General features: G+C 62.6%; 13 protein-coding genes. 6 read left to right on the top strand and 7 right to left on the bottom strand.

Annotated features, from left to right (window positions below; all coding sequences use genetic code 11):
- Nucleotides 1-2 precede the first annotated feature (2 nt).
- The 4 genes from V7756_RS14685 to V7756_RS14670 all read right to left on the bottom strand — a co-directional run bounded on the left by V7756_RS14685 (nt 3) and on the right by V7756_RS14670 (nt 3,511).
- Nucleotides 3-551 carry a cupin domain-containing protein gene (locus tag V7756_RS14685; RefSeq protein WP_335610941.1) on the bottom strand — a complete coding sequence of 183 codons (549 nt, stop codon included), beginning with the start codon at nt 549-551 and terminating at the stop codon, nt 3-5.
- Nucleotides 552-672: 121 nt separating this feature from the next.
- Entirely contained in the window at nt 673-1,743 is a 1,071-nt protein-coding gene (alr, locus tag V7756_RS14680; RefSeq protein ID WP_335610940.1) for an alanine racemase, read from the bottom strand.
- A 135-nt stretch (nt 1,744-1,878) separates the two neighbouring features.
- Nucleotides 1,879-2,235: a RidA family protein gene (locus tag V7756_RS14675; RefSeq protein WP_335610939.1), complete on the bottom strand. Its 357-nt coding sequence runs from the start codon at nt 2,233-2,235 to the stop codon at nt 1,879-1,881.
- Nucleotides 2,210-3,511: a D-amino acid dehydrogenase gene (locus tag V7756_RS14670; RefSeq protein WP_335610938.1), complete on the bottom strand. Its 1,302-nt coding sequence runs from the start codon at nt 3,509-3,511 to the stop codon at nt 2,210-2,212. The genes V7756_RS14675 and V7756_RS14670 overlap by 26 nt, the downstream gene beginning before the upstream one ends.
- Before the next feature lie 137 nt (nt 3,512-3,648).
- Here V7756_RS14670 and V7756_RS14665 point away from each other — a divergent pair, with 137 nt between their 5' ends.
- The 5 genes from V7756_RS14665 (at nt 3,649) to V7756_RS14645 (ending at nt 8,526) form a co-directional block, all read left to right on the top strand.
- The gene (locus tag V7756_RS14665; protein WP_335610937.1) at nt 3,649-4,143 is read left to right on the top strand and encodes an Lrp/AsnC ligand binding domain-containing protein; all 495 of its coding nucleotides are present in this window, start codon (nt 3,649-3,651) and stop codon (nt 4,141-4,143) included.
- Between the two features lie 90 nt (nt 4,144-4,233).
- Complete coding sequence (locus V7756_RS14660; protein ID WP_335610936.1) at nt 4,234-5,538, top strand: NAD(P)/FAD-dependent oxidoreductase; 1,305 nt, start codon at nt 4,234-4,236, stop codon at nt 5,536-5,538.
- 233 nt (nt 5,539-5,771) lie between these two features.
- Nucleotides 5,772-7,199, top strand: a complete 1,428-nt coding sequence (locus V7756_RS14655; protein WP_335610935.1) for an MATE family efflux transporter — start codon at nt 5,772-5,774, stop codon at nt 7,197-7,199.
- A gap of 35 nt (nt 7,200-7,234) precedes the next feature.
- Nucleotides 7,235-7,822: a 2-hydroxychromene-2-carboxylate isomerase gene (locus V7756_RS14650; RefSeq protein WP_335610934.1), complete on the top strand. Its 588-nt coding sequence runs from the start codon at nt 7,235-7,237 to the stop codon at nt 7,820-7,822.
- Nucleotides 7,823-7,827: 5 nt separating this feature from the next.
- Entirely contained in the window at nt 7,828-8,526 is a 699-nt protein-coding gene (locus tag V7756_RS14645) for an SDR family NAD(P)-dependent oxidoreductase (RefSeq protein WP_335610933.1), read from the top strand.
- A 20-nt stretch (nt 8,527-8,546) separates the two neighbouring features.
- On the opposite strand, the gene V7756_RS14640 is transcribed toward V7756_RS14645, so the two are convergent.
- Together V7756_RS14640 and V7756_RS14635 are read right to left on the bottom strand one after the other, a co-directional pair.
- Nucleotides 8,547-9,881 (bottom strand): ribonuclease J, encoded by a 1,335-nt coding sequence (locus V7756_RS14640; RefSeq protein ID WP_335610932.1) that lies wholly within the window; start codon nt 9,879-9,881, stop codon nt 8,547-8,549.
- Between the two features lie 152 nt (nt 9,882-10,033).
- Nucleotides 10,034-11,263: a nucleoside recognition domain-containing protein gene (locus V7756_RS14635; protein WP_335610931.1), complete on the bottom strand. Its 1,230-nt coding sequence runs from the start codon at nt 11,261-11,263 to the stop codon at nt 10,034-10,036.
- Between the two features lie 121 nt (nt 11,264-11,384).
- Between V7756_RS14635 and V7756_RS14630 the strand changes: the two genes are divergently transcribed.
- Nucleotides 11,385-11,798 (top strand): DUF1330 domain-containing protein, encoded by a 414-nt coding sequence (locus V7756_RS14630; RefSeq protein ID WP_335610930.1) that lies wholly within the window; start codon nt 11,385-11,387, stop codon nt 11,796-11,798.
- Here the strand turns inward: V7756_RS14630 and V7756_RS14625 are convergent.
- On the bottom strand, nt 11,695-12,588 hold the full coding sequence (locus tag V7756_RS14625; protein WP_335610929.1) for an N-acetylmuramoyl-L-alanine amidase: 894 nt from the start codon (nt 12,586-12,588) through the stop codon (nt 11,695-11,697). The genes V7756_RS14630 and V7756_RS14625 overlap by 104 nt on opposite strands.
- Nucleotides 12,589-12,619 lie beyond the last annotated feature (31 nt).

Below are 12,619 nucleotides of genomic sequence, written 5' to 3'. Positions count from 1 at the left end.
ACTCAGAAGTTGGCCGGGGTCGTGGCGCTGATCAGCAGGCAGGGCTCGTCGAAGGGATTGCGAAAGCGGTGCGGCTGGTTGCTGTCGAAGTAGTAGCTGTCGCCGGTGGCCAGAATGTAAATCTCGCCGGCGACCGTGACTTCCAGCTGCCCCTTGACCACGGTACCGGCCTCTTCGCCCTCGTGATTGAGCATGTCCGGGCCGGTATCCGAGCCCGGTGGGTAGGTCTCGTTGAGAAATGAAAAGGCGCGGTTGGGGTGACCCTTGCCGACCAGTTTCATGGTCACGTCGTTGGTGCCGATATCCAGCAGCTCGTCGGCGCGGTAGATCACCTTGCGCTGCGCATCTTCTTCCAGCTCCAGCGAGAAGAAATCCACCAGTGACATGGGAATGCCGGAGAGCACTTTCTTCAGGGAACTGACAGAGGGGCTGACGCTGTTCTTCTCGATCATCGAGATGGTGCTGTTGGTAACGCCGGCTCTCTTGGCCAGTTCTCGTTGTGATAAACCCTTGAGTTTACGGATGGTTTTCAGGCGGGCACCAACGTCCAAAGGCAGATTCCTCCAGGGAATAGTCAGACAGGTTACACAGGCAGGTATGCACAGTGAGCCGAATCATTGCACGGCTGTTCAGAATTTTCAACAGCGTGCGGAATGAACGCTCAGCCGCCCTTCACCCCTGGTAGCGGCGCGGCACGCGGTTAAGATTGCAGAACAGCTGGTAGGGTATGCTGTCGGCCCAGGCCGCGACTTCGCTGGCGTTCAGGCCCGCTCCCCAGAGCCGCACGGCGCTGCCCAGACCGCTGCCGGGCAGCTTGGTCAGATCGACCGTGAGCATGTCCATGGAGACGCGGCCGACCAACTGGCCGCGCTGGCCATCAATGAGCACCGGGGTACCGTCTTTCGCGTGGCGCGGGTAGCCATCGGCGTAACCCATGGCGACCACGCCGACGCGGGTCGGGCGTTGGGTGATGTAGCGCGAGCCGTAGCCGATGGGTTCGCCAGCCGGCAGCTCGCGTACGGCAATGATGCGTGACTCCAGCTGCATCACCGGTTGCAGCTGCGCGGCCTGCGCCTGCGGGAAATTGAAGGGGGTGGCGCCGTAGAGCATGATGCCCGGGCGCAGCCAGTCGCCATGGGCGGCCGGCCAGGCCAGCACGCCGGGCGAATTGCACAGGCTGGCGGGACCCTGCAGCTGCCGGGTTGTCTCGGCGAAGACCGCCAGTTGCTCTTCGGTGCGCCCGGTGTCGGGTTCATCGGCACGGGCAAAGTGAGTCATCTTGGTCAAGCTGGCAACCTTGCTGCTGCGCTCCAGGCGACGCCAGATGTCGGCATACTCGGCCGGGCTGAAGCCGACGCGGTGCATGCCGGTGTCGAGTTTCAGCCAGATATGCAGGGGGCTGCTCAGTTGCGCAGCTTCCAGCTGATCCAGCTGCGCCTGATGGTGCACCACCGCCCAGAGCCGATGCTCGACCAGTAGCGGCAGTTCATTAGCCTCGAACCAGCCTTCGAGCAGCAGTATGGGTTTGCTTACGCCAGCGGCGCGCAGCTCCAGCGCCTCTTCGATGCAGGCCACGGCAAAGCCGTCAGCCACCTCACTCAGCGCTTCGGCGCAGGACACGGCGCCGTGCCCATAGGCGTTGGCCTTGATCACCGCGAGGGCGCGCTGACCGGACAGGGATTTGGCCAGCAGGTAATTGTGGCGCAGGGCGTTGAGGTCGATCAGGGCGTGGGCTGGGCGCATGAATACTGTCTTGAAAAATGCGGGGCTGGATGCCCCGCTAAGGCTAAGGAAAGTGCTGAACACTTCCCAAGATTATCAGACGCGGTTCCGCGGCGGGAATGTGCGGCTGATGAGGGCCGGATTTGAGAGAGTCGGTCAGACGGCAGCGACGACCGACATTTCGACCAGGATCTCCGGCTCGCAGAGCTTGGCTTCCACGGTGGCGCGGGCTGGCGCGGTGCCCGCCGGTAGCCATTGGTCCCAGACGCTGTTCATGGCGGCAAAGTCGGCGTCGATGTCCTTCAGGTAGATGGTCACCGACAGAATGCGCGTCTTGTCTGTGCCGGCCTGGGCCAGCAGGGTTTCGATTTCCTGCAGGGTGCTGCGGGTCTGGGTCGCGGCGTCCTTGTCCAGATCATCATCGGCGGCCACCTGGCCGGACAAATAGACGGTGTTCTGATGAATGACGATCTGACTCATGCGCTCGTTAGTGAGCTGTCGCTGGATGGCCATGCGGGCTGTGTTCCTTGTCTTGTGCGTAACGGTTGAAATTGTAGTCGCTGGCGCCAATCGCGGTCGTCTTGCCGTCAATCAGATCGGCCAGCAGTTGGCTGGAGCCGCAGGACATGGTCCAGCCCAGGGTGCCGTGTCCGGTATTGAAGTACAGGTTGCGCAGTTTACTCGCGCCGATGATCGGTGTGCCATCTGGGGTCATCGGACGGAAGCCGGTCCAGAAGGTCGCTTCGCTGACCGCGCCGCCTTCCGGGAACAGATCGCTGATGACCATTTCCAGGGTAGCGCGGCGCTTGTCGCTGAGATTGTCGTCGAAGCCGGTGAGTTCGGCCATACCGCCCACGCGAATACGGTCGGCAAAGCGGGTCATGGCCACCTTGTAGGTTTCATCCATGATGGTGGAAACCGGCGCCATCGCGTCGTTGGTCACCGGCAGCGTCAGGGAGTAACCCTTGACCGGATAGATCGGCAGCTCCATGCCCAGCGGGCGCGCGAGCTTGGGCGAGAAGCTGCCCAGCGCCAGTACGTAGCGGTCGGCGCGCAGGGTTTCGCCGTTGGCCAGGCGCACGCCATTGATCTGGGTGCCGTCGCTGAGCAATTCATCTATTTCGCAATTGAAGCGGAACTGCACGCCCAGCTCGGCGGCCTTGGCCGCCAGCCGCGTAGTAAACAGGTGGCAGTCGCCGGTTTCATCGTTGGGCAGGCGCAGGCCGCCGACAATCTTGTGCGCGCTGGGCGCCAGGCCGGGTTCGATGCGCACGCAGCCCGCGCGGTCGAGCAGCTCAAAGGGGACGCCGCAGCGCTCGAGCACGGCGATGTCCTTGGCGGCGGCATCCATCTGTTTCTGGGTGCGGAACAGTTGCAGGGTGCCCAGTTCACGGTGTTCATAATCCACGCCGCTGTCTTCACGGAGCGCCATCAGACAGTCGCGGCTGTACTCGGCCAGGCGCATCATGCGTTCCTTGTTCACCGCATAGCGCGCCTCGGTGCAGTTGCGCAGCATCTGCAGCATCCAGCGGTATTGCTGCGGATCCCGGGTGGGCTTGATGGCCAGCGGCGCGTGCTTGGCCAGCATCCACTTGACTGCCTTCAGCGGTACGCCGGGTGCAGCCCAGGGCGCCGAGTAACCGGGCGAGATCATGCCGGCGTTGCCGAAACTGGTTTCCAGCGCCGGGCCGCTTTGCCGGTCGACCACGGTCACCTGATGGCCCGCCTTGGCCAGATACCAGGCGCTGGTGATGCCGATGACGCCGCTGCCGAGAATAAGCACCTGCATGTTGCCGCTCCGAATGAGTAGAATATGCCCTTGGGCGATATCACTATTCTATGGCAAGTGATCTGGTCTCATTTTTTGTTTATTTTGAATTTAGCGCGTAAAGATTCTTTGTAAAAACAGATATTCAGAGGTTTTTAATGAAAACCAAAAGAGCCTCCAGCCGCGAGCTGGACAAGATCGACCGCCATATCCTTGAGCTGCTGCAGAACGAAGGACGCATGTCCTATGTCGAACTCGGTGAGCGCGTGGGGCTGTCTACCACGCCCTGCATGGAGCGCGTGAAGCGGCTGGAGCGGGAAAAATTCATCCTCGGTTACGGCGCCCGCCTGAATCCGCAGAAGCTGCAGGCCAACCTGTTGGTGTTCGTGGAGATCAGCCTATATTCCAAATCGGCGGATATCTTTGACGACTTTCGCCGTGCCGCGATCAAGCTGCCACACGTGCTGGAATGCCATCTGGTGTCGGGCGACTTCGATTATCTGATCAAGGCGCGTATCTCCGAGATGGCTTCCTACCGCAAGCTGCTGGGTGACATCCTGCTGCGCCTGCCGGGGGTGCGTGAGTCGAAAAGCTATATCGTCATGGAAGAGCTGAAGGAAACCCTGGCGATCCCGATACCGGATGCGGATTAAACCCTCTCGGCATTGTTCTGCCCGCGCTTAGTGTTTATGCTGCTGTAAATTTTTATTGACACTAATGCGCCTATTTCAAACGGATATCCCATGTCAGCCAACCCCACGCACACCCACGAGCACGCTCCCTCCTATTACGCGGCCAGCGTCAATCGCCAGCTGACGCTGCCGGTGCTGCAGGGTGAGGAGCGGGCGGATGTGTGCATTATCGGCGGCGGCTTTACCGGCCTGAACACCGCCATCGAGCTGGCGCAGAAGGGGCTTTCGGTGGTGTTGCTGGAAGCCCACCAAATCGGCTGGGGCGCCAGCGGCCGCAATGGTGGGCAGATCATTCGCGGGGTGGGCCACGATGTGGACCAGTTCGAGAAGCAGATCGGTGCCGAGGGTGTGCGCAACCTCAAGCTGATGGGCATCGAAGCGGTGGAGATCGTCAAGCAGCGCATCGCCGAATTCAACATCGACTGCGATCTGACCATGGGCTACTGCGACCTGGCCAACAAGCCAGCGCACATGGAAGGCTTTCTGGCCGACAAGGCCGAGCTGGAATCTCTGGGTTACAGCCATGAGCTGAAAATGATCGAGCGCGATCAGGTGCATAGCGTGGTCAACTCCGACCGCTACATCGGCGGCATGAGCGACATGGGCTCAGGCCACCTGCATCCCTTGAATCTGGCCCTGGGCGAAGCGGCTGCGGCACAGAGTCTGGGCGTGCGACTGTTCGAGCATTCGTCCGTCACGCAGATCGATTACGGCCCCACGGTCACCGTGCATACCGCCACTGGCAAGGTACAGGCGGCGCAACTGGTGATTGGCTGCAACGCCTACCTTGGCCGTTTGCATCCCAAGCTCAGCGGCACCGTGATTCCCGCCGGCAGTTACATCATTGCTACCGAGCCGTTGGGTGAGGAGCGCGCACGCGGGCTGATCCCGCAGAACATGGCGCTCTGCGACCAACGGGTGGCGCTGGACTACTATCGCCTTTCGGCTGACCATCGCCTGCTGTTTGGTGGCGCCTGCCATTACTCCGGGCGTGATCCGGCCGACATTGCCGCCTACATGCAGCCCAAGATGCTCAAGGTGTTCCCGCAACTGGCCGGGGTGAAAATCGACTTCCAGTGGGGCGGCATGATCGGTATCGGCGCCAACCGCCTGCCGCAGATCGGCAAGCTGCCGGATCAGCCCAACGTCTTCTACGCCCAGGCCTACTCCGGCCACGGCGTCAACGCCACTCACCTTTCGGCCAAACTGCTCGCCGAAGCCATCAGCGGCCAGGCCAGCAGCGGTTTTGAGCTGTTCGGCAAAGTGCCGCACATGGCCTTCCCCGGCGGCCAACGCTTGCGCGCACCCTTGTTGGCGATGGGGATGCTGTGGGAGCAGACCAAGGAGCTTTTCTAAGCTCGCTTAGAAAGAGCGGCAAGCGACAAGCTCCAAGCTTCAAGCAGAAAACCCGCAGAGTGCTTGGGGTCTGGTTGCCTCTCAACTTCTGATTGTACTGATTAACTCGATTCCCACCTGGCGGCTTGTAGCTTGCGGCTTGAAGCTTGCTGCTATTAGATTACAACTAACATATTTACTTATATGTCATATGTAATCTAATATGAGCTCGGTCACCTCCCGAGTAGTGCAGCATGAAGTCGAACACCGCAGCGCCGAGCGACACAGATAGCCGTACCACCCGTTTGCTGCAGGCGCCGATACTGCCGCTGTTGCTGGTGATGGCCTGGCCCAATGTGCTGATCATGTGCGCGCAGGCCTCCACCGGCCTGATCGAGACCTGGTGGGTGGCCAAGCTGGGGACCGATGCCCTGGCCGGCATGGCGCTGGTGTTTCCCGGTGTAATGTTGATGCAGATGATGTCGGCCGGTGCCATGGGCGGCGGGATTTCCTCTGCGGTGGCGCGCGCGCTGGGCGGGGGGCGGCGTAGCGATGCCAACGCGCTGGTGTGGCACGCGTTATTGATCAACGGCGCCATCGGCCTACTCTTCTCCTTGCTCTTTCTGCTCTTCGGTTCAACGCTGTATCGCTGGATGGGTGGTGACGGCCCTGAACTGGCCGCCGCGTTGCAGTACTCCAATGTGGTGTTCGCCGGCAACATCGCGCTTTGGCTCATGAATGCGTTGGCCAGCGTGATTCGCGGTACCGGCAATATGCTGTTTCCGGCGCTGGTCACCTGCGCCGGTGTAGTGCTGCTGATTCCCCTGTCGCCGCTGCTGATTTTCGGCCTCGGACCCCTGCCGGGGCTGGGTATTGCCGGCGGTGGTGCGGCCATGGTGCTGTTCTTTGTTGGCGGTGCGCTGGCGATGCTGTGGTTCATCCTGTCCGGCCGCTGCGTGGTCAGGCTCACCCGTGCTCCGCTGGCCTGGCGGCACATGCGCGACATTCTGCACATTGGCCTGCTGTCCTCCATTACCACCGTGCTGACCAACATCATCATCGCCGGCGCCACCGCGCTGGTGGCACTGGGTGCCGGTATGCAGGCAGTGGCAGGGTTCGGCACTGGCGTGCGGCTGGAGTACCTGCTGGTGCCGCTGGCCTTTGGCATCGGCGCCCCGCTGGTGGTGCTGATGGGTACCAATCTGGGCGCCGGGCAGCGCGAGCGCGCCTTGCGCATCGGGCTGACCGGCGGCCTGGTAGCTTTCATTACCACTGAAGCCATAGGGTTGAGTGCGGCGCTTTGGCCTGAGCACTGGCTGCGCCTGTTCACCCAGGATCCCGTGGCATTGGCAGCGGGTGCCGATTATCTGCGTATTGTCGGGCCGTGCTACGGCTTCTTCGGGCTGGGGCTGGCGCTGTATTTCGCCTCCCAGGGTGCAGGCAGTCTGCGCTGGCCGTTGATTGCCGGATTCGTGCGGCTGGCCCTCGCGCTGGGCGGTGGCTGGCTGGCGCTGCACCTGAGTGACAGCATCAATGCCGTGTTCTACGCGCTGGCGTTGGCGATGCTGATGTATGGCCTGCTGATTGCCTTGGCCGTCTGGCGTCGCAGTTGGTTCAGCGCTGCGGCCAGGTCTGCTGCCCCGACCATTTCATCCCCGTCGCCGGCGCCGGTCGAGCGCTGACGGCAACTCTGCAACCGAAGAAAAGGTACTGACGAATGCGGCACACAGTCGATTTCTACTTTGATTTTCGTAGTCCCTACAGCTACATGGCCTACAGCCAACTCGCGCGCATGGAGGTCGAGGTCAATCTCAAGCCGATGGTCGTGCTCAAGGTGATGGAGCAGGTCGGCAACGTACCCACCACGCTGATCTGCAGCGTGAAGGCCCGCTATGCGCGGACAGATCTGGGTCGCTGGGCCAAGCGCTACGGCGTGCCGCTCAACCCAACGGACGTCAAGGCCGTTGACGGTGAGGCCTGCCTGCGAGCAGTGCTGGCAGCCGGCTCCGCGCAGGACGCCGCTACCATTACCGAGGCGCTCTATCGCGCCTGTTGGGGTGAAGCCAAGGCGCTGACCAACAAGGATGAGATTCTCGCGGTGATTGCCGCAGCCGGGGTGGAGGCCGAGGCCATAGGCGCGCGCATGGATAGCCCTAAGGTGGTTGCGGCGCTGGAGAGCAGCACCAATGAAGCGGCCGCACGGGGTGTGTTTGGCTCGCCCACGATGTTTGTCGGGGAGCAGATGTTCTTCGGCAATGATCGGCTCGACTTTCTGCGCGAAGAACTCGCGCGTGACGCGGAGTAATGGCCATGACTGATCAAAGTAAACCTCTTGCCCTGGTGACCGGCGTAGGTCCGGGCACCGGTGCTGCCGTGGCGCGGCGTTTTGCCGAGGGCGGCTACCGTGTGGCCATGCTGGCGCGCGACGCGGAGCGCCTGTCTGCGCTTGAGAAAGAGATACCCGATAGCATCGCGCTGCCTTGCGATGTTACCGATGTGGCGGCGCTGGAAGCGGCTATCGACAAGGTCGGGGCTCCCAGGGTCGTGGTGCATAACGCCGTGGGCGGCGCTTTTGGCAGCTTCATGGATATCGACCCTGAGGTGCTGCGGCGCAATTTCGAGATCAACACCATGGCTCTGCTCCACCTGGCGCGCCTGACCACGCCAGCCATGGTCGCAGCCGGTGAAGGTGCTTTGATCGTTACCGGCAATACATCGGCGCAGCGCGGCAAGGCGCACTTTGCCGGTTTTGCGCCGAGCAAGGCGGCGCAGCGGATATTGGCCGAATCCATGGCGCGGGATCTGGGCCCCAAGGGCGTGCACGTGGCGTATCTGATCATCGATGCGGTTATCGACGTACCCTGGCAACGCGAGCGCATGCCGGATGCGCCGGACGACTTTTTCATTCAGCCCAAGTCCATCGCCGACGAGGTATTTCATGTGGCACACCAGGCGCGTGATTCCTGGTCCTTCCTGGCGGAAATACGGCCGTTTCACGAACCCTGGTAGATAACTCAGGACTCGGCGGCTCAGCGTTGTTCCAGCTCGACCAGCCCGTGGGGTAGCTCGGCTACCTTGCAGGGCTGGGCGCTGAGGTCGATCAGGTCGCCGTTGTGCGGCACCAGCCCACCCAGGCCCAGGCTGCGGCCAAACTGCATATGCGCCCGCTGGTGATACAGCTCGCCGTGTACCGGCAGCAGGTGGCGGGCCTTGAGCCAGCCGTATAGCTGGCGCAGGTCTTCCTGGGGCGGATGGCCGGAGGCGTGGATCGGCGCCATCTCGTCATCGATGATCTGCATGCCCTGCTCTTTCAAGCCCTGCTTGATGCGCGCCAGGGCTTCCTCATTGCCGGGAATCAGGCGTGATGAAAACACCACCGTATCGCCGGGCTCCAGACTGAGGTGCGGATGATTGCCGCTGGCCAGACGGCCCAGCGCGGCCGCTGGCTCGCCCTGGCTGCCGGTGCAGATCCACAGCTGCTGTTCGCGCGGCAGATGGCCCAACTCCCAGGGGCCGATAAAGCCGGGCCGGCTGTTCAGGTAACCCTGCGCCCGCCCGAAGCTGTGCATGCTCACCAGGCTGCGGCCCAGCAGCGCGGCATAGCGGCCACAGTCAAAGGCGATCTCGGCCAGGCTGTGCAGCCTTGCCAGATTGCTGGCGAAGCAGGTAACGATCACCCGTTCGCGGCAACTGCGGATGGCATCCTGCAGGCCGTTCTGCACTGCGGCTTCGGAACGACTGCCACCGGCGACCGGGGCATTGGTGGAGTCGCCAATGATCACGTCCACGCCCTGCCGGCCAAGCGCCTGCAGTCGCGCCTGCGCGGTCAGGCCGCCGACCAGCGGCTGCGGGTCCAGTTTCCAGTCGCCACTGTGATACAAACGCTTGCCGGCGACATCCAGCACTATCGCGTGGGACTCGGGAATCGAATGGGTGACCGGAATCCACTCGGCCTGGAAGGCGCCGATGCCGATTGGCTCCAATGGTTGGATCTCGTGTATGCGCGGCCAGCTCAGGCCGGGATCGAGCTTGGCGCGGATCAGCCGCGCGGCAAAGGGGCTGGTGTAAATCGGGCAATCCATGGCGCGCCAGATATGCGGAATAGCGCCAATGTGATCTTCATGGCCATGGGTAATCAGTATCGCCGAGAGCTTGATGTCGTGCCGCTCCAGCGCCGACAGGCTGGGCACCGATACCGCATTGCGACCGCTGGGCGTAGCATTCAGCGCAAAGCCGCAGTCGATTGCGATCCATTCGCCGGCCGAACCATACAGATAGAAATTGGCGCCGAACATGCCCGCCCCGCCCAGCGCGACGAACCAGGGGCCTGGGCTGCGGTGGAGTTGTTCAAAGCGGGGGCGCATGCATGTCTCTCAGCTACAAGCGGCAAGCTACAAGCCACAAGCGGGTGGGTGTAAGGGGAGGTTAGCATAAGGGAAGGGCCTGACGCCGTTCGATGAGCGTCAACAACCCGGCTTGGCGCTTGCCGCTTGGCGCTTGAGGCTTGCAGCTGGCGTCAGCCGAAGAACCAGTAACACACCGCAATCGCCGTCAGCATGCCCGCCAGATCGGCCAGCAGAGCACAGCCCAGTGCGTGGCGTACGCGGCTGATGCCTACGGCGCCAAAGTACACCGCCAGCACGTAGAAGGTGGTTTCGGTGCTGGCCTGAAAGGTGGCGGCCAGTTGTGCCGGGAAGCTGTCGACGCCGAAGGTGTTCATGGTTTCGATCATCATCGCGCGCGAGCCGCTACCGGACAGCGGCTTGATAAAGGCGGTGGGCAGGGCATCGACAAAGCGGGTGTCCCAGCCGAAGGTTTCGGCCAGCCAGCGGATGCCGTCCAGCGCCGCGTCCAACACGCCGCTGGCACGCAGCACACCCACGGCCACCAGCATGGCGACCAGAAAGGGCAGCAGCGAGATGGTTACCTCAAAGCCCTGTTTGGCGCCCTCGATAAAGCTGTCGTAAACGTTCACCTTGCGCAGCGCCGCCACCAGCAAAAAGGCGATGATGATGCCGAACAGCGTCAGATTGCCGACCAGCGTGGAGGTGGCGGCCAGCGCCTCGGAGGAGAGCCCGGCCAGGGTGGTCAGCAGCAGTCCGAGGAAGGCCGCGCCGGCAGCCAGATAAGCCAGTACCACCGGATCCCACAGCTTGAGCCGCTGCATCAGCGCCACGCTGAGCAGGCCAACCAGGCTGGAGGCGGTGGTGGCCAGCAGTATGGGCAGAAACACTTCCGTGGGGTCGCTGGCACCTTGCTGTGCACGGTACATGAACACGGTCACCGGCAAGAGTGTAAGTGACGAAGTGTTGAGCACCATGAACAGAATCTGCGCGTTGCTGGCGGTGTCCTTGCTCGGGTTGAGTGTCTGCAGCGACTGCATGGCCTTGATGCCGATCGGCGTGGCGGCGTTGTCCAGCCCCAGCACGTTGGCGGCAAAGTTCATGGTGATATGCCCCAGCGCCGGGTGGCCGCTGGGTACCTCCGGCATCAAGCGGTGAAACAGGGGGTCAAGCAAGCGCGCCATCAGTCTGATCAGCCCGGCCTTCTCGGCAATGTTCAGAAAGCCCAGCCACAGGGTCATGGTGCCCACCAGCACCAGAATGATCTCGACGCTCAAGCGCGCCATGTCGAACAACGCGGTGACCAGCCGGCTGAACACCTCGGCGTCGCCCAGCCCTAGCCATTGCCAGAGCGCGGCGGCAAAGGCGCTGAGGAAGAAACCGAGCCAGATCCAGTTGAGCATGTAGTAGCGGTGTCCTGTGCTGCCAATCAATAACGCCGGGATTTGTCGCCTGCGGCTGGCGTAGGGCGAGCTTGCCTGCTTTGCTGACAGTTAGTCCAGTCTCCTAGCAAAGGAAAGCGTCATGCCCAGCCTCGATACCAGTATCAGCAATCTCAGGAACCTGAGTGAGAAAGTGCCGGCCGATGCGCCGATCCAGATGCTCAACCTGCTGCGCTTCAACGCGCACGCCGAATACCCCTCCGGTACCGACGCCCACCCCTGCTCGGGGCGCGAGGCCTACGCGCGTTATCTGCGCGCGGTCAGCGAGAGCATGGCGGCGGTAGGGGCGCATATCCGGCTACAGAGTCGGGTACTGCACACCTTGATTGCGCCGCAGGGCGAGCAGTGGGACCAGGTGCTGGTGTTCGAGTTTCCCACGCTGGCCGCGTTCTTCAACCTGCTGGAAGAGGAGCAGTACAGGGCGGCAGCCGTGCATCGGACGGCGGCGCTGATGGATTCTCGGCTGGTGTGTACCAGTGAGGCGCCGGTGCACTGAGCAGCGCGCGTGCCTGCCTGGGCGCAAGGGCGGCCAGCAGGGCGGCGGTTTCGCTGTCCGGCAGTCCGGCATAGTTGCTTTGCCGAAAGCGCATCTGGAATGCCGCGATCACGTTGCGCGTAGCCCCATCCAGCTCGCCGTGCTGCGGCACCTGGTAGCCGTACTCGGCCAGCGCTGCCTGAAACCAGCTGACGGCGGGTACGCGGCCGTCCAGCCAGTTGTGCATCACGCGCACCCGCTGTGCATCCGGGCCGCTGGCTACGCCGGCATCGACCAGTTGTTGCCAGGGGAACAGTGGGCCCGGGTCAACCTTGCGTTGCGGCGCTATATCGCTGTGGCCGATCACTGACTCCGGCCCCAGGCCCTGACGCTGCTGAATATCGCGCAGCAGGTGAATCAGTGCCTCTATCTGGCGCGGATCCCAGGCCTGCCAGCGGCGGCAGTCGGGCTGATCGACATAGCCGTCATTGACCATTTCGATGCCGATGGAGCTGGCATTGAGCCAGGTGCGGCCCTGCCAGCTGCTGTCACCGGCATGCCAGGCACGCTGGCTTTCATCCACCAGACGATAGATGACGGGGTCGTGGTCGCTGATCAGGTAGTGGCTGCTGACATCCTGCTCGGTGAGTACCTTGAAAGAACGTTCGAAACCCGAGGAGGTGTAATGCAGCACTATGTACTGCACGCGGCTGTCCTGGCTGCGGGCGCGGTAGCGGTCATCAATCAACAGCTGGTCGCTGCATCCGGCCAACAGCGCCAGTGCCGGCAACAACCCTTTCCAATAGCTCAAGCTAGACCCTCGGGTGGCAAAAAAGGTGCAG

This window comes from Halopseudomonas sp. (genome assembly GCF_036961105.1).
Taxonomy (GTDB): Bacteria; Pseudomonadota; Gammaproteobacteria; order Pseudomonadales; family Pseudomonadaceae; genus Halopseudomonas.
The sequence above is the reverse complement of the archived record's forward strand: the minus strand, read 5'-3'. Positions and strand labels throughout refer to the sequence as shown.